This is a genomic window from Campylobacter sp. CNRCH_2013_0671h, from assembly GCF_025773055.1.
Lineage (GTDB): Bacteria > Campylobacterota > Campylobacteria > Campylobacterales > Campylobacteraceae > Campylobacter_D > Campylobacter_D lari_D.
The window spans coordinates 82,996-108,358 of sequence record NZ_JAKMTG010000006.1 but is presented as its reverse complement, the minus strand read 5'-3'; the positions used below and the strand labels follow the sequence as shown (position 1 = coordinate 108,358).

Genomic DNA, 25,363 nt, shown 5'->3' with positions numbered 1-25,363 from the left:
TCATAAAAAGGAAATGAAAATGGCTGTAAAAGTTGCAATAAATGGCTTTGGACGCATTGGAAGATGTGTTGCAAGAATTATCATGAAACGCGATGATATAGAACTTGTAGCGATTAATGATACTACTGATATTGAACTCACAAAATATCTTTTTAAATACGACACCGTTCATGGGGTATATGATGGTAGTGTTGAAAATGAAAATGATGATTTAATAATTGATAATAAAAAAATAAAAGTTTTAAAAAGTAGAAATGTAGCAGATTTAGACTTTGCAAAATATGGCGCACAAATTGTTTTAGAGTGTACCGGTGCACACTTAACTATGGAAAAATGTCAAGGATTTTTAGATCATGGGGTGCAAAAAGTCATCATGAGTGCACCTGCAAAAGATAAAACTCCAACCTATGTTTTAGGAGTAAATGCTCACGAATATAAAGGCGAAAATATCATCTCAAATGCAAGTTGTACCACCAACTGCCTAGGACCAATTTGTAGAGTTTTGCAAGATAATTTTGGCATAGAAAAAGGTTTAATGACTACTATACATGCTTACACCAATGGTCAAAGTATTATTGATGCAAAAGCAAGAGATAAAAGAAGATCACGCGCTGCTGCACAAAATATCATCCCTACTTCTACCGGTGCAGCAAAAGCTATGAAGCTTGTTATGCCTGAACTTGATGGAAAATTACATGGTCAAAGCATGCGTGTGCCTGTAGCTGATGTATCAACTGTAGATTTAACTGCAACTTTAAAGAAAAAAGTAAGTAAAGAAGAAATCAATGAAGCCTTTAGAAAAGCAGCTGCTAGTAATTTAAAAGGCATATTATTGGTAGATGATGAAGAAAGAGTTTCTAGTGATTTTATAACTTGCTCTTATGGTGCAATTGTAGCAAGTGATTTAACTCAAGTTATTTGTGATGATTTTGTTAAAGTGGTTGCTTGGTATGATAATGAATGGGGTTATTCTTCTCGTTTAGTAGATATGGCAGTATTTATAGCAAAGGCTTAAGATGAGTAGTATTTTATCGATTAAAGATATTGATCTTGCAAAGAAAAAAGTATTTATAAGATGTGATTTTAATGTTCCTCAAGATGAGTTTTTAAATATCACCGACGATCGTCGTATTCGCTCGGCCATCCCTACTATAAGGTATTGTTTAGATAATGGCTGTGCGGTTATTTTAGCTTCACATTTAGGGCGTCCAAAAGAAATAGCTTCAAAATACTCTTTAGAACCAGTTGCAAAAAGACTTGCACGCTTAATGGCTAAAGAAGTCATCATGGCTAAAGATGTTATAGGTGAAGATGCAAAGAAAAAAGCTAGCGAATTAAAATCAAGTGAAATTTTGCTTTTAGAAAATTTACGCTTTGAAAAGGGTGAAACTAAGAATGATGAAAATTTAGCCAAAGAACTTGCTTCTATGGCTGATGTTTATATTAATGATGCTTTTGGGGTTTGTCATAGAGCCCATGCTAGCGTTGAAGCTATTACAAAATACTTTGATAATACAAACAAGGGTGCGGGATTTTTACTCCAAAAAGAAATTGAGTTTGCAAGCAATCTTATCAAACACCCTGCGCGTCCTTTTGTGGCCGTAGTAGGTGGTTCTAAAGTAAGTGGGAAATTACAAGCTTTGACTAACTTACTTCCAAAAGTAGATAAATTAATCATAGGCGGAGGTATGGCCTTTACTTTCTTAAAAGCTCAAGGTTATGATATAGGAAATTCTCTTTTAGAAGAAGATTTAATTGAAGAAGCAAATAAAATCTTACTCAAAGGTAAAAATCTAGGTGTAAAAATTTATCTTCCTGTGGATGTTACAGCAGCGCAAACTTGCTCTCAAGAAGCAGTAATGAAATACACCCCTGTGCAAGAAATTCCTGCAGGTTGGATGGGACTTGATATAGGTCCTGCTAGCGTAAGATTATTTAAAGAGGCACTTTCTGATGCTCAAACTATATGGTGGAATGGGCCTATGGGAGTTTTTGAAATCGATAAATTCTCAAAAGGTAGCATTAAAATGAGTCATTATATTAGTGAATCTCATGCAACAACTGTAATAGGTGGTGGTGATACTGCTGATGTTGTAGCAAGAGCAGGTGATGCTGATGAGATGACTTTCATTTCAACCGGTGGTGGAGCATCATTAGAGCTTATAGAAGGAAAAGAACTTCCTGGTGTAAAACCTTTGACCATAAAGGATAATGAATGATTTTTGCAGCAAATTTAAAGTGTAATCATACAAGATCAAGCTTTGAACTTTACGCTCAAAAATTAAACCAAAACTTAAACAAAGAAGATGAAATTTTCATCTTCCCTCCTAGCATAGCTTTTTTAAAAGACAATTTTTCATTTCAGCAAGGCGCGCAGAATTTCTACCCTTGTGAAAATGGAGCCTATACCGGAGAAATTGGTAAAATTCACTTAGAAGAATTTAATATCAAAAGTGTTTTAATAGGTCATTCTGAAAGAAGAGCTTTAAATGAAAATGAAAGCTTTTTAAAAGCTAAATTTGATTTTGCAAAAAATCTTGATTTTAATATCATTTATTGTATAGGCGAAAGTTTAGAAACCAAAAATACTAATAAAAGCTTAGATTTTTTAAAAAAACAAATTGAAAATATTGATTTATCTTATAAAAAACTTATCATAGCATATGAGCCTATTTATTCTATAGGTACAGGAGTTAGTGCTAATCTTGATGATATTAATACCATACTTAATTTTTTAAGAGAATTTACTAACGCTAAGCTTTTATACGGTGGAAGTGTTAATCAAAACAATATTAAAGAAATTTGTGCTTTAAAAAATTGTGATGGAGTATTAATAGGTTCAGCCGCATTAAATGCAAATGATTTTTTAAATATGATACAAATAGCCAAAGGTTAAAAAATGTCTTTAAGCAATGAAGAATTAAAAAGCATATTAGAGCATAAAATTGCTCTATTAGAAAACTCGCATAAAGAAGAGAAAAATATCTCATTAGAAGCCGTAAATTCTATCATTAAAACTTTAGGTTTGCCAAATGATTTTAGCCCTTTAGCACATAGATATTTTCAACTTCACACCCCACCTAGTCTCATATGGCTTCATTTAAGTGAATGCACAGGATGTAGTGAGAGTTTGCTTAGAACTTCATTGCCTGACTTTTTAGATCTGATTTTTGATTTCATTTCTTTAGAATATCATGAAACCTTTATGAGTGCAAGCGGACACCAAGCAGAATCGCATTTAGAGGAAGTTTTAGAAAAAAAAGATTTTCTTTTGGCCGTTGAAGGCGGGGTTTGTGCTATAGATCCTTTTTATCTAACTATAGGGGCACATGGTGAAAATGGATATGAAATTTTACAAAAATGTGCCAAAAATGCTAAAACAATCTTTGCTATGGGAACTTGCTCAAGCTATGGAGGAATTCAAGCTGCACATCCAAACCCTACCAAAAGCATAGGAATTTCTAAAGTCTTGGAAAAAAAAGTAATCAATATACCAGGTTGTCCTCCAAGTGATGTAAATATCATTGCAGCGCTTTGCTTTTATATATTATTTGAGCAAGACATGGCTTTAGATGAACAAAATAGACCTTTGGCTTTTTATGGTAAATGTTTGCATGATTTATGTGAAAGAAAAGCTAAATTTGAAGCAGGTAATTTTGCTCAAAGTTTTAACGATGAAAATATAAAACAAGGTTATTGTCTTTTTAAAGTAGGTTGTAAAGGACCTTATGCTTATAATAATTGCCCTAAGGTTAAATTTAACTCCAAAACCTCTTGGCCAGTAGCTGCAGGACATGGCTGTATTGCCTGTAGTGAAGAGAATTTTTGGGATGATTTTGGTTTTTATGAAAAACCTATGAGCAATGAATTTGCTTATAATAATTTTTCTATTATATTGGATAATAAAATAGTCCATAATAGCTCTAACAATGAGCTTAATTCAGATAATATTTTGTTAGATTTAGAAAGCGATATTAGTGGAATTTTTTATCAAAATGACACAAAGATTAATTTTTTAGACTTTAGTTTTGAAGCTAATCCTAAAGTTTTTTTAAATAATTTTGCAAAAACTAAAATGGCTATGACTTTAGTACAAAACTATCAAGAGCAATTTAAAACATATTATAATTTTATACAAGAAAATTATAATAATGAAAGCAAAATTAGTAATAATATCTTAGATTTATTTTATTTTATATATCCTTTTATTAGCGGAAAAAAATTAAGCCATTTAGATGAGTTTTTAGATCTTGCTTTAGCTTATAAGTTCAAACATCCTAGCAAATTTGATTTTAAAACTACCATTAATGAACAAGCAAAGCTTGATATTTCTAAATCAATGCGTATGCCTTTGATTTATATTTTAGGTGGTTTAGATAAAGAAGCTATTGCTTTTGGATTGATTTTTTCTTTAAAAGAAAATTTAAAACAGGCTTTAAAAGCATGTAAAAATATACATAACAAAAAACAAATTTTAATACACTCAAATAATGAAAAAATACTAAAATTATTTTGGGATTTAACGAGTGTTTAAAGACTTAATGATAAAATATTTATCTCCCTAGTATTTGAAATTTGCAAAGCTTAAAAACTTTGCAAATTTATTTAAGATTTAGTTATTTTGACGATATAACTTTATCTTGATTTGAAAGGAACATTATGCAAATTTCTAGCTACAACTCTCAAAATTTTTCTATGGATATAAAAACAAAAAATGGCAATCATCTTTCTTTTTCTATGTACGATAAAAAAGAAGCAAAATTAGATAAAGATGGAAATTCAGCATCTTTGAGTTTAAGAAATCAATTTGGTTTTTCGTTTTCATATAGTGGCACAAAACTTTCGCAAGAAGAAATTGAAGAAATTAAAGAAGCAGTAGCCAAAGTACAGCCTCAAATTGATGAATTTATGAAAAACTCAAGAGTAGGAACCTTAAAGCCAAAAGAGCTTATCACCACTGCGATGAAAATTGGTGATGCTCTGCCTATACCAAAAAATGAAGAGCACAAAAAAGCAACCTTGCATGAGTTATTTAATATTATGGATAAAAGTTTAAATAAAGAAATGACAAAAACTGATCTTGAAGATATTAAAAAACAGATTTTCCAAGATAGTGCTAAATTATTAGAAGAAATTTGGAAGCAATATAACAATCAAGAAAAGAAAAAAGAAGAAGAAAATAATAAAGAATTTGGATTTTACGCTTAAGAAGGAAAATAAATGCAAGTAAAAGATATTTTAAAAAGCATGCTAGAACTCCAGCAAAAATTAAATGATGATACTAATGGTATAGGATGGGAAAATGGCTATACCAAAGAAGGTAAATTAATTAGCTTTAGAAGATGCATTTATATGGAGTGTGCTGAACTTATTGACTCTTTTGCCTGGAAGCATTGGAAAAGTATACACACTCCTGCAAACTGGGATAATGTATGTATTGAAATAGTAGATATATGGCATTTTATCTTGAGTTTAATTTTAGAAGAATACAAAGAAAAACAAATTAATGATAAAAATTTCATAGCAGAAGAAGTTTCTTCTGTAAGTTTTTTTGATGATTTTTGCAAAGAAACTTCTAATCCAAACGAAGCAGATATTTATGGAATTTTAAATGATATTGAGCTTATTATCCATAAATGCAGTGGATTTGATTATGATTTAGGTGAGCTTTTAAGTGTCTATTTTATTCTAGCTAGAAAATGTGGCTTAAATTTCTTTAAACTTTACAAAACATATATTGGAAAAAATATTTTAAATCAATTCAGACAAGAAAATGGCTATAAAGAAGGCACATATAAAAAAACATGGAATGGTGTAGAAGACAATGAAGTTTTAAATCAAATTTTAAAAGAAACCTTAGATTATAAAGAAATTTACAAAAAACTTCAAAATTATTACGATGAATTAAAATGAATATTTTATATCTAAGCTTGCAAAATTTTTTTAGTAAACCTTTTTTAAAATTTTCTTTTTTGCCTTTTTTTGTTAGTTTAATTATTTTAGCCTTGCTTGTATTCTACACCTATGATATCTTTTTTTCTTATATTGAAGATGTCATTAGCAGAACTTTCATGGCTTGGTTTTTTAGCTTTTCCATAGTACAATTTTCACTTACATTTTTGAGTGCCATAGGTGGATTTTTCATAGTAGTTTTTGCCTCAGTATTTTTATCCATGCTAATTATTTCTTTTTTAACGCCTTATATAGTAAAAAAAATAAATCAAAAATACTACAACTATTTCATACAAAAAGAAGTAAATTCTTTAGAAGTTTTACTCAAAACATTTAAATTTATATTGACTTTTTGCGTATTATTTATAATCGCTACTTTTTTACTAATCATACCTTTTATAAGTATTCTGATTTATTATGGAGTTTTTTATTATTTATTTCATAAACTTTTACTCTTAGATGTATTAAGCAATGTCTTGGATAAAAATTCTTTTAATAATTTTTATAAGAACTCTTCACCTTTGAACTTTAAAATAAGTACTTTAATATTTTTTATTTTATCAAGCATTCCTTTACTTGGACTATTTTTACAAGTATTTTATGTAATTTTTTTAACTCATTTAAGTTACCAAAAGATCTTAAATTTAGAAGCTAAAAATAATGGATGAGAGAATTAAAAAATTCATTCATTCTCAAAAACTCTTAACCTTGAGCGTGCAAGATAATGATGAAATATATTGCGCAAGTTGCTATTATACTTTTGATGATAAAAATCTTGCATTGATTTTTGCTAGCGAAGAACATACTAGACACATTCAGCTTTCTTATAAAAATCCAAAAGTAGGAGTTAATATAGCACTAGATACAAATATTATCAATCTTATTAAAGGAGTACAAATTAAAGCTATTTTTAGAAAAGCTACCGCAGAACAAGAAAAAATATATTATGAAAAATTTCCCTTTGCAAAACTTGCAAAAGCTTGTATTTTTGCTCTAAATATACAATGGGCAAAATATACCGATAATAAAATTCTACTTTCTAAAAAATTAGAATTTTTTATTTAAAAATATCCTAAAAATATAATATTTTTTAATAAAAATTAATTTTTTTATAATTTTTTAAATATTTTTTTAATAAAATCATACAAACTATCATAATCATAAAGTCAAATATTGACTTTGTCAAGGAGAAAAAATGCTCTCTTCTATTAAGAAATACCTACTAGGTAATTTTTCCAACAAAATAGCTTTCTTAGTTTGTATTTTTGTTGTAGTTTTGCTATGTGTTTTAGGTTTTTTTAATTATGTTAAATCTAAATCCAATAGCCATACACTGTTAGTTCAGTTTCAACAAAAGGTTGCTTTTGATGTGAGTAAAAGATTTGATTTATACGCAAGCGATAGACGCAATGTGATCAATTCTTTAACAAAATACATCAAAGAAAATAAAAATAATCTAAATTCAACACAATATACTAGTTTATTAAATTCTATAGGAAATTCTTTGGGTTTTGATTTAACCTATGTGGGTTTTGAAGATGGAACTATATTTAGATCAAATGGCAATAATCAAACTCCAGAAAGTGGTTATGATCCTAGATCTAGAGGATGGTATAAAGAAGCCAAGGAAAAAAGAGAGTTAATTGTCACAGATCCTTACATATCATCTAGTATGCAAAAACCAACCATTTCTTATGCTAGTCCTATTATAGACAATGGAGAAGTTATAGGTGTAGTTGCTGCTGATTATGATTTGAAAAAATTCTCAGAAGAAGTTTTGGCTATAAGTAAAACACCTTATTCACATGCTGCTGTTTTAGCTGATGATGGAACTTATCTTTTTCATACCGATTCTTCCAAAATCTTAACCTCAACTAATATTAGTAAAGATATTATTTCAAATTATTTTAAAACAACTGAAGGTGCAAACAAAGGTCTTTCTAGGGATATTTTCAAAATTCAAACTAAAGAAGAAGGGATCAAAGCTTTAATTTGTAATGGTAGTATCAATCCAAAATATACTATTTGCTCTATAGCTGATTATGATTTTTACAGCGATACAGCTAAACAAACATTGATGGAACAAATTATTATTTCCTTAATTGCTATTTTTATTACTTTGATTTTTATTAGAATAATCATTTCTTATAATCTTAAGCCAATTGCTATTATATCTTCAGGCTTGCATAATTTCTTTAACTATTTAAATCATAAAGACATTCATTCACACCCTATTAAACTAAAAACTCAAGATGAATTTGGAAAAATGGCTGATGAGATTAATGAAAATATTAATATTATCAAAGAGGCTTTAAGTAAAGATGCAAAAGCTATTGAAGAATCTGTAAATGTTGCTAGAAAAATAGAAACAGGTGAGCTTAATTTACACATTAGCTCTCATGCTAACAATCCACAAATTCAAGAACTCATAGATGTTTTAAATAAAATGCTTGATACTTTACAACAAAAAATTGGTAATAATTTAAACGAAATTCAAGCGGTATTTGATAGTTATAAACAATTAGATTTTACTGCAGCTATTAATACCCCAAAAGGCGATGTTGAAAAAGCAATCAATGCCCTTGGGAATGAAATCAAAAACATGCTTTCAAAATCACTAAACCAAGGTGAGTTATTAAATCAAAAAGCCGAAGCACTCAAACAAAGTATGCATGAACTTACAAATGATGCCACACATCAAACCTCATCATTACAAGAAAGTGCAAGAGCTTTAGAGCAAATGAATTCAACTATGAGTGAAATTTCTATCAAAGCACAAGATGTAGTTAAACAAAGTAATGATATTAAAAGTGTTACCACTATGATTTCAGATATTGCTGATCAAATTAACCTACTTGCATTAAATGCAGCTATTGAAGCAGCTCGTGCAGGAGAACATGGTCGTGGCTTTGCTGTTGTTGCTGATGAAGTTAGAAACTTAGCAGAAAGAACTCAAAAGTCTTTAGGTGAGATTGAAGCTAATACTAATATCTTAGCCCAGTCTATAAATGATATGGGCGAAGCTATAAAGGAAGAAGCTAATGATATTAGCCAAATTAATGAGTCAGTGGCTACTATAGAAAAACTTACACAACAAAATTCTCAAACAGCAATACATACAAATGCTATTGCAAATGAAGTAGATTCTTTAGCACAAGATATATTAAGTGAAACAAAAAAAAAGAAAATTTTAAAAGATGCCTTTTTGGCATCTAGATTTAAGAAAAAGAAGGTTTAATTTGTTCTAACCAAGCATCAATTCTACTTTCGGTTAAATCCTCATGGTTATCATTATCTAATGCAAGCCCTACAAATTTATCTCCTTCTACCGCATCACTTGATTCAAAAGTATAACCACCTGTAGAAACTGAACCTACTAAATTTGCACCTGCTGCTTTTAAAGCCTGAGCAAGTTTTCCCATAGCACTACAATATGTATCTGAGTAGCTTTCACTATCTCCCATACCAAAAACTGCAACGGTTTTTCCACTAAGATTTAAAGCTGAAAAATCAAAACTATCCCAATCATCTTGAAAATCTCCACTTCCCCAAGTAGAAGTTCCGCAGATTAATTTATCATAAGAATTGATTTTTTCTGCATTAATATCTGCAATATTTAACACATCTGAAATTCCTAATTTTTGAGCGATCATATTTGCCGCACCTTCGGTATTTCCCATAGAGCTACCATAAATTACTGCTACTGACATTTAACATCTCCTTAAAATTTGATTATTAATAGTATAGGGAACTAATTTTAGCAAAGTTTTGTTATTTTCACATAAATTATGTCTTATTTCTTTATGTTGAGTAAAATTTTTATTTCTTGGATACACAATATAAAATATTTCAAAAACATTTTTTTTGATAATTTGCAAAGCTAAATTTATATCCTTTTTATTATCTTCAAAAAAAGAAGGCATAATAGCCATTTTATCATTGATAATAATGATATTTTCTTGAATATCTACCCTAGCCTTTACATTGCTTTTACAAATTTTATCATACACAAAAGACTCAAAAGCCACCTGTGGATCTAAGATAAAATTTGATGACATAAAAACATTTTGTATTAATCTAGCTAAAGCATATTTTGGCATCTTTGCTTCAAGCTGTAATTTATTTAAATTTCCTTCTTTATATGCTTTGATGATTTTATGAGAATATGGACAAAATTGTTTTATTTTACTAAATTTCAAAACCCTTTCTGTGATCATATTTTGGATTTTTAACTCAAAAATATTTCTTAAACTAGTAGCTTTTTTTGCATAAATATAAGGTATTTTTAGATCATTTTCCACCAAAGAATTATACAAATTTAAAAAAATAAAATTAATATTTTCTTGTTCTAAATCTCTAAATATTTTAGGTACCAAATCCTCTTTGTTATTAAAACCAAACATATTATGCCTTTTTTGTACATTCATAAGTTTGTTCAAGACCAAAAACCTTGCAATATTCGCAATATACACAACTCACACTGCGTTTAGCACAAACCAAAGGTATATTGCGTTTTTTTGCCTCTGTTTTAATTTTTTTCATGGTGTTGTGATTTAAAAAACTAGTAAGCATGACTATGCATTCAGTATTTTGCGGAATGGGTTTTCTATTTACCCTATTTTCATTTCTAGCATCCCAATGCTCTATACTTTTTGCGCCTAAATTTGTCAAAACTGCCTTAATTGGAGTAATTTCATCTGCACCTATAACCAAAACTGACATTGAGCTTTCCTTTTATAAAAATGATAATTGTTATTATAATTTATAAAAGATAAATTTTAACTGATACTCAATATCAATTTTTAAAATTATGTATTATAGGTTTGATCAAAAATATCTGCGTGTAAAATCTCTTCTAAAACCACTGTAGCATATGAACCTTTTTGCAAGAAAAATTCTAAAGTAAAATGAGCTTTTTCTTCATCATAATAACTTTTACAATCTTGCAAATAAGACCACATAAAGCGTCTTGAACCTTGCATTTTATCTTTAAACTCATATGCAAAAGAAAAAATCTCATCTTCTAATTTTTTAGCTAGACCTTCATTTGTTTCATAAGCTTTAGAGCCTATTAAAAGCCCCATAGAACTAATATCTTTTTGATTAAATCTTTCTACTTCACTTGGCAAATCTTCACATACAAAGCATTTACCAAAAGGATAATGCCCTAAAACTTCACCTTTTAAAATCTTAAAAAACTGCTTTTGATTTTTTAAACTTTTAATTTCATCTTTATCTAAATCATAAATTTGTTTTATTTCTTTTTCACTAAAATCATTGATAAAATGTGATAATTCCACCCTTTTACTCAAATATCTGTTAAAAAGTTCGCTTTGAAAGGCAGAAATTAAAAATTCTTGTATTTTTTTATTTTTGATTTTTTTACCTTTTAAAATTTCTAGTCCTTGTAAAAAATTATCTTGAAATTTACCAAAACGCTGATATCCAAAATAATTAGCAAAACCTTGTTCTTGGATATTTTTGAAAGCTTGTTCTATTTTTAAAGCATCTACTTTTGAAACTTTTTTTAATCTTATAAAAAATGAATTTCCTTTTAAATGCCCTATTCTAAGTTTATTATCATGATAAAAACTTTCTAAAATTTTCATCTTATCATGTTTAAAATTTTTTAAGCCCTCTTCAAATTTTTTAGGCATAGAAATATATTGAAAAGTTAAGCCTTGTTTATCTTTTAAACCACTATAACCAAAATCTCTCATTTTAACACCGCTTTGCTCACTTAAAATTCTCAAAGCTTCACTGGTGCTTAGATCTTTTTTTTGTATATGTAAAATAAGATGTTCACCTTTACCACTAAATTCATACAAAGGCTTTTCTCTTACTACAAAATCATTACTATTTTTTGAAAAATACACATTTATCGGGCTGTGTTTTAAAGTATATAAGGGCTTAAAAATGATGTTCTCTTCCATAAAATTTATACCTTCCTGTTGTTGTTTTTGCAAAAATATTTAGTTTAATTCTATGTTTTTTAGCCATATTTTGTATAAATACTTTATGTTTTTTATCAAAAGCAAATAAAATTTCATACTCTTCTGCACTATTTAAGCTAAATTTATCTAATTTTTTAAGAAATTTTATACCAAGTTGATTTATAAAGAGTATTCTCGATAGATCCTTATTTAAACCATCTGAAATATCCATACTCACTCTGACTTTTTTTGCTATATCATAAAAAAATTTCTGCCTTAAATTCGGTTTTATAAAACGATGTTTAGAATGCAATTTTCCACCGCGAAATAGTATATTTAAACCTTTTAAACTCTCACCTAATTTCCCACTAAAAGCAAGCAAATCTCCCTTTTTTAAACCTTTTCTAAAAATAGCCCTTTTATTCACTTTAGAAATAATAGTTATACTAATATTAATTTTCCTATCTGCTATAGTATCTCCGCCTATAATTTGCACCCCAAATTCTTTTGCGCTATCTAGCAAGCCTTTTTGCAAAGCTTTAACTTGTTTCATTTCTAAACATTTTGGTAAAGAAAGCCCTAAAAGAGCGTATTTTGGTGTAGCATTCATAGCAATTGCATCAGAAATATTAACGAGCATAGCTTTTGCACCAATTTGCTCTAAACTCATCCAAGAGCGTTTAAAATGCACATCCTCACAAAATAAATCTTTAGAATAACAATATCCATCGATGATTGCTCCATCATCTCCGTTGATAGAATTTGCAAAAGCATTTATAATAAATTTTTCTTTATCCATGTGAATATTTTATACAAAAAGCTTTTAATTTTATATAATAATCAAATTTTTATAAGTTTAAAATGTATATAATCAAAAATAATACCAAGGATAAAAAATGCAAATAACTTTAAGAATTTTTCGTTTTGATAAAGATAGTGATTATTTAGCTTATTATAAACCATATGTTTATGATAGTAAAAATTTTAAAAGTGTTTATGATATTTTAAGTCAGATTAAAAAAGATGATATATATTTTGATTTTGAAGAAAATCCAGAAAGTTGTATTAAAGTTAATCAAGTTACCATTAGACAAAGAAGAGATTTAAGTAATATTATTGAAAGATTTGGAAAAGAACTCATCATAGAACCACTCGATACTAAAAGAGCTATTAAAGACTTGATCATGGATAAGAGTGATTTTTTAGAAAAACTTGAACTTTTTAAAGGACTTATTGACATACATGATATAGAGCTTTACAAGCAATATGACTTTTTATATTATACAAGCGAAGTAAGAGAATTTCTACCTGAATATCTAGGAGATAGTTTCTTTATATTTGCCTATAAAATGCTACTTAAATATCCAGAAAAAACTCCACAATTTTTAAAATTGATAGCAGATGAAGAAAAAGGAATTTATTATCATACTAAATTCAAAAATTTTATTTCATCTAATGAGCTTGACTATGAATCTTACATCAAAGAATTAAAAGTTATGCTTGTAAAATCAGGTCTTGCAAGAAGTATTTTTTAAGGAATTAAAATGTATAAAATTTACACCAATAGCAATAATGATTTATTTTGTTATTTTGATATTATCAAAAATGTCTTAGATACAGTCAGTGTTGAAAGCACATTATGTGAAAAACCTTTGGGTAAAAATTATTTTATTATTGACTATGATCCTAAAGATATTTTAGATGAATATTCTAGAATGATGGATGAGAATAATATCTTAGCTTGCGAATATAGCTCTTATGAAATTATGAGTAAAATCGATAAGATTAAATACGCTCCAGAGTTTTTTTTAAAATACTTAAAAACAGAACACATTAAATATTTTTTTGATAAATTTAACATAGGTGTATATCAAGGATTTTCCTATGCTAATTGCTCTTTAGAACTTGCTAAGATTCTTAAAGCAAATATAATTGATTTTGAAAGAAAATATAAGAGTTGTGGCTATGGGTTCTTAAGTTTAAATGCGCAATTAGCTTATAAAAGTGCAGCAGCAATCATTTTAGATGCTTATGATAGTGGTTGTGATTTTTTAGTTGTAGAAGATTTTTATTCTTTTTATATGTTTGATAAGTGTTCTAAAGAATTACAAGCAATTTCAAATAGAAATTTTGAAGATTTTTATATTTTAAGTTTCGCAGAGCTTGCAAATTTAGCTCTAGGTATAGTACCATACACTTTAAAAAAACACAAATTAAAAGTGAGTTTAGTCAATGAAAATCGCTCTTGAATGCAAGGATTTAATTTTAGAAAAAACTTTAGAAATTGCTTTAAAAGATTTTTTAGTTTTAAAAAAAGATTGTGATTTTTTAGTCTGTGATGAAAAAATCAACACACAAAAGCCACAATTTATCATCAACAAAAAATCAAATTTCTTAACTCACCCTTTTAACATAGAAGAGTTGCTATGTGCTTTAAATGATTTCAATGCAAGCTTGCAAAATATTGCCTATAAAATAGCAATGCGTGAGAAAAAAATTATGAATCAAAAATGTGAAGCCATTTTAGAACAACTACGCCAAGAAAGTCATGAAAAAATCGATGCAATATTTGATCTTTATAAAACAGAGTTAAAAAATCTTATCAAAGAAGAAAATAATAATGCATAAAACACAAGAATATCAAAGCGTAAGAGATTTTTTAAAAAATTACAAAGAGGATAAAAAAACAAGCTCAAAAAAACAAGCTCAAAAAATTTACACCACTATAGAAAGTGGAATTTATAAGGGTAAAAAAATTTTACTTCCTAGCCTAGATACCACAAGAAGCACTAAAAGCATAGTAAAATCATGTGTTTTTAATGTTTTGCGTTTTTCTTTACAAGATAAGGTTTTTATAGAGGCCTTTGGAGGAAGTGCTTTGATGGCATTAGAAGCAAGAAGCAATGGTTGTTTAAAAAGTTATGCCATAGAAAAAGATAAAAAGGCTTATGAAATAGCTTTAAAAAACGCTTCTGGTGTTGATCAAAATACCCTTTGTTTTAATGATGATACTTTTAAAAAAACTCCTCAAATTATTCAAAATTCTAAAGAAGATATTATTTTATATCTTGATCCTCCATTTGATATTAGAGAAGGTTTTTTTGATATTTATGAAAAAACTTTAAAATTGATAGAAAATATACAAAATTCAAATGTAAAAATCATTATCATAGAACACCACAGCACTTTTAAAACTCCAACTAAAATACAAGATTATGAAAAAACTAAAGAAAAAAAATTTGGCTCAACTACTCTAAGTTTTTACTCCTTTATATAAATTTGGAACTTTTTTTGCTTTAATTTTATGAAAATAGCATAGATTAAAGGAAGAATCGATGAGAATATTACTATTTTGCTTGGTATTAAATCTAAGCATTTTTGCAGCTACTATTAAAGAACTTACTAATGTAGTAGGTGTTAGAGATAACCAACTTATAGGATATGGTTTGGTTGTTGGCTTAAACGGAAGTGGAGATGGTACAAGTAGTGAATTTACTCTACAATCTATTTCAAATATGCTTCAGGGTATGAATGTAAAAGTTAGCCCAGGTGATATAAAATCAAAAAATACAGCAGCAGTAATGGTAACAGCAAAGCTTCCTGCTTTTGCAAGAAGTGGGGATAAGCTTGATGTAAGTGTGGCTTCTTTAGGTGATGCAAAATCTTTACAAGGTGGAACCTTACTTATGACAGCTCTAAAAGGAGTTGATGGAGAGATTTATGCAGTAGCTCAAGGTTCATTAGCTATAGGTGGACTTAGCCCAAGACCGGGTGCAGCAGGAACACACTCAACCTCAGCAAATGTTATTAATGGCGCTGTAGTAGAAAGAGAAATTCCACAAAACTTTAGCCAAAGTGAAGATTTGATTTTAAGCTTAAAAGAAGCAGATTTTAAAACAGCTAATAATATAGAAAGAGTTTTAAATACTATTTTTGACACAGATATAGCAAAAGCTTTAGATTCTAGAACTATAAAATTAACAAAACCTGAAGAATTTTCTCATGTTGAATTTATGGCAAGAGTATTAGAACAAGATATAGCTTATACCCCAGAAAGCAAAGTGATTATTGATGAAAGAACAGGAACTATCGTAGCGGGAGTAAATATAGAAGTTGAACCTATATTAATTACTCATAAAGATATTACTATAAAAATTGATCCAAACAATACCGTAGCTTTAGGACAAAATGAAATCGATATGAAAGATGGTGGTATTTTAGACCCTGTATCTAATACTTTAAAAATCACAAACAATAAAACAACAGTAGCAAACATAGCTAGAATGTTAAATAAACTTGGAGCAGCACCAAATGATATCATAGCTATTATGCAAAATCTAAAAAGAGCTGGTGCAATCAGTGCTGAATTAGAGGTGATATGATGAGAGTTGATAATTATTTAGCGAGCAAAAATTACAGCAGTGAGCTTTATGAAAACATTACCAAGCATAATAATAGCTATAAGGCTGCTAAAAACTATGCAGATAGTGCTTTTAAAAATGATTTAACTCATATACAAGCATTAAATGATGAAGATAAAGCTTTAAAAGAACAAACCGATGCTTTTGAAGCTTTCTTAATTAAAAGTGTTTTGGATATTTCTTTAAAACAAGAAAATTCTTTATTTGGAAAAGATGCAAGTGATGAAATTTATTCATCTATGTATAATGATACTATGAGCAAAGCATTAAGTGGTGGTTTAGGTTTTTCAAAATTATTATTTGATTATTTAAAAGAAAGGCGTTAAGTTATTTTTTTAAGTGTCGATATGGTTCTTAGAGTTTTTCAATAGAACTGGAGGCTTAAAATGATAAACCCTATACATCAAAGCTATGTGGCTCAAGTTGCTACTAGCGATATAAATAAAACAGAAAACAAAGAAAATAACAAGGCAAAAGAAACTCAAAAGGTAGAAGAAAATAAGGCATCTTTTATTGCTTCACAAATAAAGAATGGCGAGTATAAAATAGACTTGCAAGCCACTTCAAAAGCAATAGTAGATTCTTTATTATAATTTTTATCCTTTTTTGGGTTAGTGCCTAAGAAAGGATAAAAATGGTTAAACAACACTTAGACAAAACAAATTCTATTTTAGAAAAACTCATCAATCTTACTTTAGAAGATATAGCTCAAATTCAAGCTGCTAATCACCAACATGTTAGCAAAAGCGTAGAAGAAAAAACTAAACTTGTAAATGATTTTCAAATTGCTAAAAAAAATCTTGATAAGGCTTTAGTAGAACTTAGTAATCAAGGAAACAATAAAGGTTTAGACGAACTTTTAGATGATGAAGATAAAGAAAAACTTGCTCTTTTAAAGCAAAATTTAAACACCTTACATCAAAAAAATAAAGAATATGCTAAATTGGCTCTTATTATTAAAAATTTTTACGACAATCTTTTAAATACAATGTTTGAACAAAATGGAACAAATAATGCTTATGGGGATAATAAGACAATTCCAGATTCATTATTTAAGATCAATGTTTAAAGGCTAAGTCATGGGAATTTTTGATAGTTTATATACAGGGGTTAGTGGTATAAGAGCTGCTGAACTTCAAATCAATACCACAGGTAACAATATCTCTAATGCAAATGCAGTATTTTATACTAGACAAAGAGCGGTGCAAAGTTCAGGTATGTCTCTTGATAGAGGTGGCTTACACTTAGGAACAGGTACGCAAATTGATACTATTAAAAGATTGCATGATGAGCATTCTTATTATGAGCTAAAAAACGCCACTACTCAACAAAACTATACAAATTATTTAGGACAAATTTTACAAGAAGCAAGTCAAAGATTTCCTGATATGCAAGGAACTGGTATTTTACAAGATTATAAAAATTACTATGATGCGTGGAATAACTTTGCTTCCAACCCAAGCGATGGAGCAAGTAAAATAGATCTTGTTAATAGCGCAAACACATTAGCTCAAAACATACAAAAAACATTACAAGATCTTAGCAAAATGCAACAAACAGTTAATGAGCAAATTCAACAAACCGTAGATGAGATTAATAACATTGGTCAAGAAATTGCAAATATTAATAAACAACTTGAAAATGAAGAAGTTTTACCTACCGATAATGCAAATCAACTAAGAGATAAAAGAGATGAACTTGAACTTAGACTTTCAAAGTTAGTTAATGCTGTTGCTTGGAAAGGAACAAGCTCTCAAGATAGTACTTTAGAATCTACCATGACTGATTCTGGAAGATATTATGATTTAAGCATTCAAGGCTTTAGTATAGTAAATGGCTCTAGCTTTCACCCTTTAAAATTAGATAATAACAACCCTAATGGTTTTTATCAAATTTATTATGAAGTAAATGATGAAAACCGCTATGATTTAACAAGCAAAATTTCAGGTGGGCAGCTTGGTGCTCAACTTGATCTTAGAGGTAGAAATTATGATGGCAATCATGATACTTACAGCGATGGAAAATTACAAGAGTATAAAGATATGCTCAATACCTTTACAAAAACACTCATAACTCAAACTAATAATGTCTATGCTCAAGCAGCAACCGATAAAGTAAATTCAGATGATTTAAAAGGTTTAAAATCTGATACTTCTTTAATGAGTTATGATAAAAACATCCAAGCAGGAAGCTTTGACATCACAGTTTATGATGAAAAAGGTAATGCAGTAGCTACTAGAACTATAAAAATAGATGTCAATACCACTATAGAAGATGTTATTAAACAAATCAATGCAGATGTTGATGATAATAAAGATGGTGTTAGCGGTAATGATTTAAATGATTATTTTCAAGCCTTTTATCATTATGATGGAAAAAGTGATAGTGGAAATTTCCAAATCAATGGCTTAAAAAAAGGTTATAAAATAGCTTTTAAGGATAATGGCACAAATTTCCCAGGCGCTTTAAATGTATCTTCATTTTTCAATGGTCAAGATGCAAGTAGCATTAATGTAAATTCAAGCATTAGAAATGATCCAAATAGCTTAAAAGCTAGTTCAAACGGAGTTGATGGAAATAACGATGTAGCTAATGCTATGTTGCAACTTCAAAATCAAAAAGTAAATTTTTATAATAAAGATGGTACAGTAGATACTATGACTTTAGATGGATATTATAGAAAATTTACAGGCCAAATTGCTTCAGATGCTGAAAGCAATGGCTTTGCGCATGCAACTAATATGACGGTATTTAATACAGCTTATGCAGAATATCAATCAAAAAGTGGTGTAAATACCAATGAAGAATTAGCAGCACTCATACAATATCAAGCAAGTTATGGCGCTGCAGCTAAAATCGTAACTACCGTTGATCAAATGCTTGAAACCTTACTTGGTTTAAAATCTTAATGCAAATTAAAGCTCTTTTAGATGAAGCAATTTTAAGCAAAAACACTCAAAAAGAGCTTTTCTCTCATCCTGATCCTTTACAAATTGCAAGTGTTTATAAAGATGAAAATATAGCCTTGCTTTGTGCTTTATTTGCCTATGGAAATGCTAAAAATATTGTAAATTTTTTAAATAAACTTGATTTTTCCTTGCTTGAGAAAAGCGATGAGATTATTAAAAAAGAATGTAAAAATCTAAAATACCGCTTTCAAAACTCTCAAGATATAGCTCAAATTTTCATCACACTCAAGCGCTTAAAAAATGAAGATAGTATAGAAAATATTTTTACCAAAACTTATCAAAAAGAACAAAACATAACACAAGCGATAAAAGCTTTCATAGAAACAATTTACAAGCTTAATCCTTATAAAAGTTATGGTTATGAATTTTTCTTTTCAAAAGAATTTAACATTCCAAAAGGTCCTTTAAAAAGATACAATATGTATCTTAGGTGGATGGTAAGAAAAGATGAATTAGATTTAGGTTTGTTTAAAAATATCGATAAAAAAGACTTACTCATACCCTTAGATACTCATACTCATAAAGTTTCATTAAAACTTAAGCTTTTAAAGCGTAAGATTTATGATTTTAAAAGTGTTTTAGAACTTACGCAAAGTCTTAAAAAATTCGATCCTGCTGATCCTATAAAATATGATTTTGCTCTATATAGAATCGGACAAAACAAGGAAAGCTTATGGAGCTTGAATTAACTTATTATGTGATTTTATTCTTTGTTGCTGCTTTTGCAGGTTGTGTTGATGCGATTGTAGGTGGTGGTGGGCTTATTACCATACCTGCTTTATTTGCTTGTGGTATTCCTCCTCATTTAGCCCTAGCTACTAATAAACTTCAAAGTACCTTTGGATCACTCACTGCGGTTTTAGCTTATAGAAAATCTATGCATATAGAAAAGATAGCTTTGGGAATTTTATTTACTGCTATTGGAGCTGCCATTGGAACTTATGCAGTCTTACTAATAGATCAAAATGCTGTTAAAATCATTGTATTAATTTGCCTTGTTTTAATCTTTTTTTACACTATTTTCAAGCCTGATTTAGGCCATGTACATAATAAAGCTAAAATGAGTACTACAAGCTTTCAAATCATCTTTGGCTTGCTACTTGGTTTTTATGATGGTTTTTTAGGACCTGGTACTGGTTCTTTTTGGATTTTTGCTTGCGTGATATTTCTTGGTTTTAGCATGAAAAATGCAAGCATTAATACTAAAATCTTAAATTTTACTAGCAATGTAGTAGCTTTAGGGGTATTTTTATACTCTTATGAGGTGCTTTGGAAAGTTGGTATTTTAATGGGTATAGGTCAAATTTTAGGTGCTTTTATAGGATCAAAACTAGTCTTAAAAACGCAAGGAACTTTTATCAAAAAACTCTTTTTGATTATGGTTGCTTTAACTATAGCTAAGGTTGCTTATGATTATCTTGCTTAAATTTCTTGACTAATTTGCCACATAGGTAAAAATACACCCAAGGCTAAAACTAAAATCAAACTCGCCATAAAAATTGTCATCAAAGGCTCCAAAACACTCAAAAGCTTTTGAGTATAATTTTCTTTTTTATACTCATAAAACAAAGCAAGCTCATAAGTGCTTTCATCTAATTTAGAACTTTTTAAAGCTAAATTTAACATTCTTATCACAAAAGACTCAAAAAGCTTTGTGTTAGAAAAAGCCTGAGCTAAATCAAGTCCTGATTCAAATGAAGTCTTTATAATAAACATTTTGTTTTTAAAGAATTGATTTTCTATACCTTCACAAGCAAGTTTAAAAGCTCTTTTTATATCCACCCCTGCTTTTAATAAATATGAAAAAATTAAGAAAAAGCAAAATTTATCTTGATAAAATATTATTTTTCCAAAAATGGGAAAATAAAAAAGAATTTTATGAAAAAACAAAGACTTCCTAAAAAAATAAGTAAGTATTATAAAAAATCCTATATTTAATAAAATAATCATGTAAAAATGACTAAAAAAATCAGCTATAATAAAAAGAATTTGAGTGATTTTTGGCAAATCCAATTCAAGTTGTAAAAATAAAGTTTTAAATTCAGGCAAAACTAAAGTTATAAGAATAAAAAAAGCAAAAATAATACACATAAAAACGAAAAGTGGGTAAGCTATAGCCTTTTTTAACTGCTTAAAACTATAAAGATTTTTTTCTTTTAAACTAATAATAATATCAAGAGCCTTATGTAAATCTTCTCTGCCATCACAAATTTTTAAAATAGCACATTCTCTAGAATTTAAAATATCTTTAAAGGCTTCATTATAAGAACTTCCATTATTGAGTTTATTATAAATTGTATTAAAAATTTTAATATTTTGTTTTTCATAGCTTGATTTTAAAAATTCTAAAATTGCTTCCTGTAAGCTTAATCCTGCCTTTAAGATCATATTTAAATCCTTAAGAATGAAAATAAGCTCTTCTTCTTTGATTTTATGTTTTATCGGTTTGAAATATTCTTCAACACTAATAATATTTACAAATGACTTTAACGCAAAATTTCTAGCTTCATATAAATTTCTAGCCCTTATTATATATTGTTTTTGCTCTTTATTTAATACATAAAAAATAACAAATTTTTTCAAAAACTAATCTTTCTTAACTCATCTATACTTGTTAAGCCAAGTTTTGCCTTTTCTAAAGCATCCATACCTAAAGTCAAAAAACCTTTTTTTAAAGCGTATGTTAAAATATTTTCATAATTTGCATTATTTTCTATCATATTTTTTAAATTATGATCTAAAAACAAAAATTCAGCTACCATCAAACGCCCTTTATATCCACTATACATACACTCAACACAACCTTTTGCTTTGTAAAATTTTCCTTCAAAAACTTGATTTTGAAAGTAAAATTTTTCCTTGTTAGGTTCTTTACATTCACATAGTTTTCTTACTAATCGTTGAGCTATAATTAAATTAAGAGAATGAGCTATTAAGTATTCTCTTGCACCCATATGCTTCATTCTAAAAATAGCTTCTATAGCGCCATTAGTGTGTAGGGTACTTAAAACTAAATGTCCGCTTAAAGAAGCTTTTAAAACTATATCCAAACTATCCTCATCTCTAATTTCACCTATCATAATCACATCAGGATCGTGTCTTAAAACTGCTCTTAAAGCTTTGTGAAAATCAAATCCGGCTTTAGAATTTAAAAGAATTTGTTGAGCATATTTAAGTTTATATTCTATAGGATCTTCTAGAGTGATGATTTTTTTACTTTGTTCAATTTCATTTAAAATAGCATGCATAAAAGTACTTTTACCACTCCCTGTTGGCCCACAAAACAAAATCAGACCATAAGATGCATTCGTGTGTTTTTTCAGCTGAATTAAATTTTCTTCTTTGATAAAAAGTTTATCAAGTTTTAAAACATATCCATCTTGTTTTAAAATTCTAAACACTATGCTTTGTCCAAATAATAAAGGCATAATTGAAACTCTAAAATCATATTTTTGTTCTAAAATGATTTTAGAAAAACTCCCATCTTGAGCTTGTCTTTGTTCAGCTACATTAAGCAAAGCAATAATTTTTACATGCAACAATAAGGCTTGGTATGATTTTGCATCAAAACTATATATATATTTTAACTCCCCATCTATTCTAAATCTTATATATACTTCATTTTCTAAAGGCTCTAAATGGATATCACTTGCTCTTAAAAAACAAGCATAAGTTAAAATTAAATTCAAAAACTGCTCTAATAAAAATTCATCTTTATTTTCATCACTTTTCAAACTAAGCTCTAATCTATTAAGATGATTTTGAAATTTAATTAAAAATTTAACTCTTTCTAGCAAAAATTCAAATTGTGTAAAAACACAAAGAAAAATCTTGATAGTTTTAAAACGATATAAATTTTGTATTTTTTCCAAAACATTCTCTTCTAATGGTTTAAAGGAAGCTATATGGATTTTTTCATCATCTTCATAAAAACAAAAAATATCATGTTGTTCTATTAAAGAAAAAGGCAAAATGTGAAGATATTTTTCAAAATCAAAAGTTTGATTTAAATTTAAAAATTCCATTTTATATTGAGAAGCAATTTCTTTTAAAGAATACTCACTTAAGTTTTTTAATTTTTGATGTGTATCACTCAAAATAAATCTCCAAAAGCTTTTCGTATTCTTTTTTAGCTATTAAAGCATCTTCATATCTTCCGAGTTTTATTTTAGCATTAATAAAAACAAGCCAAGCTTCTTTTTGCAATAAATCAAAATCATTAGCTTCTATAGCCCAAAAAACTGCTTGTTTGTATTCTTTATTTTGATAAAAATATTTTGCTAAATTTAAAGCATTTTCATAGTTTGGTTGATTAATGAATTTTTCATAAAATATGTTTTGATCGAAACTATTGTTTTGAATTTCTATAGCATTTAAAAAAGAAAAACATATTAAGATTTTAAAACATATCATCTTCATGCTGAAAACCTAGGTCTTTTAAACTTAAAATTTTATTATTAGTTTTTACTAAACTTGGTTTGATAATAAAAACTATTTCGCTAATATCTTCATAATTTTGTTTTCCTTGAAATAAAGCTCCAAAAAGTGGAATTTTAGATAAAATGCTTATTTCATTATGATTATTAATGGTATTTTTACTAATCAATCCGCCTAAAATTAAAGTTTGTCCATCATCAACCTCAACTACAGTAGAAAGCTTTTTTTGTATAGTATCTGGCGCTATATTTCTTGGTTTGCTTTGTCTATGATTATCAAAACTATATTTAAAATCACTCAAGCTTGGATTAATCCTAAGCATAATTTTATGATCATCTGAAATCTCAGGCAATATATTAAGTAAAATTCCTACAAAAATAGAGTAATTATTATATATTTCACTAACTATTGTACCATTTTCTGTTCCTTTAGAACTTTCTTTTACTTGATAATTTATTGTATCGCCTATAGAAATAATAGCTTGCTGATTGTTTAAAGCCATAAGTTTTGGGTTAGAAAGTATAGTTGTTTTACCATTTTCTTGTAATAAATTTAAAATAGCTTTGGTTTCAATATTTGCTTTTAAGTTAATATTTCTAACACCATCTTTATTAATTATAAAATCATTATCATCACCATTAAGTTTAAAAGCAAGTTCTTGCCAATTAATTCCACTTGAATGATTTTTGTTTAAATGCACAGCAACAATACTTACATCAATTAAAACTTGTTTTTTAAGTCTTTTATTTAAGTCATCTAAATATTTTCCAACTCTTGCAAGTTCATATGGAGTTGCATTTAAAGTAATAATTCCTGCATTAGTATTGACAATAGGTTTAGTTGTATTTTCATCCAACAAAGCTTGAATTTCTTCTGAAATTTTCTCCCAAAAATCAAATTTATCAGTACTAATAACTAAATTATCTACTTCTTTATAATTATCATAATCTCCTTGTTTTGGTCTAGAATCCACTGAAGCTTTAGTAATACTTTGTCCTTCTCTAATAGAACTTATATAATGCACTTTAAAAGTTTTAACTTGTTTTCCATAAATTTTTAAAGCATTTTTATCGTATTCATAAGCAAGATTGTTTTCCACCAATAAAAGCTTAAAAATCTCTCTTAAAGACATTTTCTTTATATGTAAATAATTTTGAGCATGCATTAATTTTTCTTGAGCAAAAATATCTTTAATAATAATACTAAAATCACACTCTCTTCCGAGTTCATTTAAAATTTCAAGCAAAGAAGTTTTGTCTTCTACTCTTATATTAAAAAAATGCTGATTACACTGCATGGCAAATACATTTGTAAAAAACAAAAAATTAATACATAAAAATACTATTTTTTTCATACAAATTTAAAACCATTATTTTTTCTTCCTTTTTTAATACAACTTGAGAATTTCTAATTTCAACTATTTTAAAACCATCAATATAATCGTTTAAAGCATACCACTTATCATTAATCTTAATCTTATTTGAAACAATAGCTTGCAAAGAAAAATTAGATTTTATATTTGTAGTCTTTTTAAAAAAAGGATCTTGAATTGAAATTAAATTATCAACATAACAATTTTGATTTAAAAATGGATAATTAACACCAAAAGCGTTAATTATCCATAAAACAAGAATAAAAATTCGAAACAAAA

At 28.0% G+C, this 25,363-nt stretch carries 30 protein-coding genes and 1 pseudogene; 21 read left to right on the top strand and 10 right to left on the bottom strand.

Annotated elements, in window-relative coordinates; genetic code table 11:
• Positions 1 to 19 precede the first annotated feature (19 nt).
• The 10 genes and pseudogenes from gap (at position 20) to L8X97_RS08415 (ending at position 9,190) form a co-directional block, all read left to right on the top strand.
• On the top strand, positions 20 to 1,015 hold the full coding sequence (gap, locus tag L8X97_RS05740; RefSeq protein ID WP_220566300.1) for a type I glyceraldehyde-3-phosphate dehydrogenase: 996 nt from the start codon (positions 20 to 22) through the stop codon (positions 1,013 to 1,015).
• A 1-nt stretch (position 1,016) separates the two neighbouring features.
• Positions 1,017 to 2,219: a phosphoglycerate kinase gene (locus tag L8X97_RS05735; protein ID WP_263659824.1), complete on the top strand. Its 1,203-nt coding sequence runs from the start codon at positions 1,017 to 1,019 to the stop codon at positions 2,217 to 2,219.
• A complete protein-coding gene (locus L8X97_RS05730; protein ID WP_263662836.1) occupies positions 2,216 to 2,896 on the top strand; it encodes a triose-phosphate isomerase in 681 nt (226 codons plus the stop codon). The genes L8X97_RS05735 and L8X97_RS05730 overlap by 4 nt, the downstream gene beginning before the upstream one ends.
• 3 nt (positions 2,897 to 2,899) lie before the next feature.
• Positions 2,900 to 4,534, top strand: a complete 1,635-nt coding sequence (locus L8X97_RS05725) for a hydrogenase small subunit (RefSeq protein WP_263662835.1) — start codon at positions 2,900 to 2,902, stop codon at positions 4,532 to 4,534.
• A gap of 125 nt (positions 4,535 to 4,659) precedes the next feature.
• Positions 4,660 to 5,208 carry an ATP-binding protein gene (locus L8X97_RS05720; RefSeq protein WP_133319360.1) on the top strand — a complete coding sequence of 183 codons (549 nt, stop codon included), beginning with the start codon at positions 4,660 to 4,662 and terminating at the stop codon, positions 5,206 to 5,208.
• A gap of 12 nt (positions 5,209 to 5,220) precedes the next feature.
• Positions 5,221 to 5,913 (top strand): dUTP diphosphatase, encoded by a 693-nt coding sequence (locus L8X97_RS05715; protein WP_133319361.1) that lies wholly within the window; start codon positions 5,221 to 5,223, stop codon positions 5,911 to 5,913.
• Complete coding sequence (locus L8X97_RS05710) at positions 5,910 to 6,620, top strand: EI24 domain-containing protein (RefSeq protein ID WP_263662834.1); 711 nt, start codon at positions 5,910 to 5,912, stop codon at positions 6,618 to 6,620. The genes L8X97_RS05715 and L8X97_RS05710 overlap by 4 nt, the downstream gene beginning before the upstream one ends.
• Positions 6,613 to 7,017, top strand: a complete 405-nt coding sequence (locus L8X97_RS05705; protein WP_263662833.1) for a hypothetical protein — start codon at positions 6,613 to 6,615, stop codon at positions 7,015 to 7,017. Before L8X97_RS05710 ends, L8X97_RS05705 begins: the two co-directional genes overlap by 8 nt.
• Positions 7,018 to 7,147: 130 nt before the next feature.
• A pseudogene (locus L8X97_RS08420) lies at positions 7,148 to 7,816 on the top strand (cache domain-containing protein); the annotation flags it as partial.
• Between the two features lie 213 nt (positions 7,817 to 8,029).
• A complete protein-coding gene (locus L8X97_RS08415; protein WP_412175783.1) occupies positions 8,030 to 9,190 on the top strand; it encodes a methyl-accepting chemotaxis protein in 1,161 nt (386 codons plus the stop codon).
• Here L8X97_RS08415 and fldA read toward each other — a convergent pair.
• The 5 genes from fldA to L8X97_RS05675 form a co-directional block, all read right to left on the bottom strand.
• Positions 9,171 to 9,662: a flavodoxin FldA gene (fldA, locus tag L8X97_RS05695; RefSeq protein WP_133319365.1), complete on the bottom strand. Its 492-nt coding sequence runs from the start codon at positions 9,660 to 9,662 to the stop codon at positions 9,171 to 9,173. The two genes, L8X97_RS08415 and fldA, sit on opposite strands and share 20 nt — an antisense overlap.
• Complete coding sequence (locus L8X97_RS05690; RefSeq protein ID WP_133319366.1) at positions 9,663 to 10,355, bottom strand: hypothetical protein; 693 nt, start codon at positions 10,353 to 10,355, stop codon at positions 9,663 to 9,665.
• A 1-nt stretch (position 10,356) separates the two neighbouring features.
• Positions 10,357 to 10,674, bottom strand: a complete 318-nt coding sequence (locus tag L8X97_RS05685) for a DUF2325 domain-containing protein (RefSeq protein WP_133319367.1) — start codon at positions 10,672 to 10,674, stop codon at positions 10,357 to 10,359.
• Between the two features lie 86 nt (positions 10,675 to 10,760).
• Positions 10,761 to 11,894, bottom strand: coding sequence for a tRNA pseudouridine(13) synthase TruD (gene truD, locus L8X97_RS05680; protein WP_263662845.1), 1,134 nt, complete (start codon positions 11,892 to 11,894; stop codon positions 10,761 to 10,763).
• Entirely contained in the window at positions 11,863 to 12,684 is an 822-nt protein-coding gene (locus L8X97_RS05675) for a thiamine-phosphate kinase (RefSeq protein WP_263661058.1), read from the bottom strand. The genes truD and L8X97_RS05675 overlap by 32 nt, the downstream gene beginning before the upstream one ends.
• Positions 12,685 to 12,781: 97 nt before the next feature.
• On the opposite strand from L8X97_RS05675, the gene L8X97_RS05670 reads away from it, so the two are divergent.
• From L8X97_RS05670 to L8X97_RS05620, 11 genes are read left to right on the top strand one after another with little or no spacing between them, the layout of a single operon-like run.
• A complete protein-coding gene (locus L8X97_RS05670) occupies positions 12,782 to 13,420 on the top strand; it encodes a DUF5644 domain-containing protein (protein WP_133319369.1) in 639 nt (212 codons plus the stop codon).
• Between the two features lie 9 nt (positions 13,421 to 13,429).
• On the top strand, positions 13,430 to 14,134 hold the full coding sequence (locus L8X97_RS05665) for a hypothetical protein (protein ID WP_263659832.1): 705 nt from the start codon (positions 13,430 to 13,432) through the stop codon (positions 14,132 to 14,134).
• The gene (locus L8X97_RS05660; RefSeq protein ID WP_263659833.1) at positions 14,118 to 14,513 is read left to right on the top strand and encodes a hypothetical protein; all 396 of its coding nucleotides are present in this window, start codon (positions 14,118 to 14,120) and stop codon (positions 14,511 to 14,513) included. The genes L8X97_RS05665 and L8X97_RS05660 overlap by 17 nt, the downstream gene beginning before the upstream one ends.
• Entirely contained in the window at positions 14,506 to 15,162 is a 657-nt protein-coding gene (locus L8X97_RS05655; RefSeq protein ID WP_133319372.1) for an RsmD family RNA methyltransferase, read from the top strand. Before L8X97_RS05660 ends, L8X97_RS05655 begins: the two co-directional genes overlap by 8 nt.
• 58 nt (positions 15,163 to 15,220) lie before the next feature.
• Complete coding sequence (locus L8X97_RS05650) at positions 15,221 to 16,267, top strand: flagellar basal body P-ring protein FlgI (RefSeq protein ID WP_263659834.1); 1,047 nt, start codon at positions 15,221 to 15,223, stop codon at positions 16,265 to 16,267.
• Positions 16,267 to 16,632 (top strand): rod-binding protein, encoded by a 366-nt coding sequence (locus L8X97_RS05645; RefSeq protein WP_207921002.1) that lies wholly within the window; start codon positions 16,267 to 16,269, stop codon positions 16,630 to 16,632. The genes L8X97_RS05650 and L8X97_RS05645 overlap by 1 nt, the downstream gene beginning before the upstream one ends.
• Positions 16,633 to 16,692: 60 nt before the next feature.
• Positions 16,693 to 16,899 (top strand): flagellar biosynthesis anti-sigma factor FlgM, encoded by a 207-nt coding sequence (locus tag L8X97_RS05640; RefSeq protein WP_133319374.1) that lies wholly within the window; start codon positions 16,693 to 16,695, stop codon positions 16,897 to 16,899.
• A gap of 41 nt (positions 16,900 to 16,940) precedes the next feature.
• Positions 16,941 to 17,375 carry a flagellar export chaperone FlgN gene (gene flgN, locus L8X97_RS05635; protein ID WP_133319375.1) on the top strand — a complete coding sequence of 145 codons (435 nt, stop codon included), beginning with the start codon at positions 16,941 to 16,943 and terminating at the stop codon, positions 17,373 to 17,375.
• 10 nt (positions 17,376 to 17,385) lie between these two features.
• Positions 17,386 to 19,215, top strand: a complete 1,830-nt coding sequence (flgK, locus tag L8X97_RS05630; protein ID WP_263659835.1) for a flagellar hook-associated protein FlgK — start codon at positions 17,386 to 17,388, stop codon at positions 19,213 to 19,215.
• Entirely contained in the window at positions 19,215 to 19,964 is a 750-nt protein-coding gene (locus L8X97_RS05625; RefSeq protein WP_263659836.1) for a TIGR02757 family protein, read from the top strand. The genes flgK and L8X97_RS05625 overlap by 1 nt, the downstream gene beginning before the upstream one ends.
• The gene (locus tag L8X97_RS05620) at positions 19,949 to 20,701 is read left to right on the top strand and encodes a TSUP family transporter (protein WP_220566448.1); all 753 of its coding nucleotides are present in this window, start codon (positions 19,949 to 19,951) and stop codon (positions 20,699 to 20,701) included. Before L8X97_RS05625 ends, L8X97_RS05620 begins: the two co-directional genes overlap by 16 nt.
• Here the strand turns inward: L8X97_RS05620 and L8X97_RS05615 are convergent.
• From L8X97_RS05615 to L8X97_RS05595, 5 genes are read right to left on the bottom strand one after another with little or no spacing between them, the layout of a single operon-like run.
• Positions 20,698 to 21,858 carry a type II secretion system F family protein gene (locus L8X97_RS05615; RefSeq protein WP_263662831.1) on the bottom strand — a complete coding sequence of 387 codons (1,161 nt, stop codon included), beginning with the start codon at positions 21,856 to 21,858 and terminating at the stop codon, positions 20,698 to 20,700. The genes L8X97_RS05620 and L8X97_RS05615 overlap by 4 nt on opposite strands.
• Entirely contained in the window at positions 21,855 to 23,372 is a 1,518-nt protein-coding gene (locus tag L8X97_RS05610; protein ID WP_263662830.1) for a GspE/PulE family protein, read from the bottom strand. Before L8X97_RS05610 ends, L8X97_RS05615 begins: the two co-directional genes overlap by 4 nt.
• Complete coding sequence (locus tag L8X97_RS05605; RefSeq protein ID WP_133319381.1) at positions 23,365 to 23,694, bottom strand: CDC27 family protein; 330 nt, start codon at positions 23,692 to 23,694, stop codon at positions 23,365 to 23,367. The genes L8X97_RS05610 and L8X97_RS05605 overlap by 8 nt, the downstream gene beginning before the upstream one ends.
• Positions 23,675 to 25,066, bottom strand: coding sequence for a pilus (MSHA type) biogenesis protein MshL (gene mshL / locus L8X97_RS05600; RefSeq protein WP_263659500.1), 1,392 nt, complete (start codon positions 25,064 to 25,066; stop codon positions 23,675 to 23,677). The genes L8X97_RS05605 and mshL overlap by 20 nt, the downstream gene beginning before the upstream one ends.
• Positions 25,038 to 25,361, bottom strand: a complete 324-nt coding sequence (locus L8X97_RS05595; protein ID WP_263659499.1) for a hypothetical protein — start codon at positions 25,359 to 25,361, stop codon at positions 25,038 to 25,040. Before L8X97_RS05595 ends, mshL begins: the two co-directional genes overlap by 29 nt.
• Positions 25,362 to 25,363 lie beyond the last annotated feature (2 nt).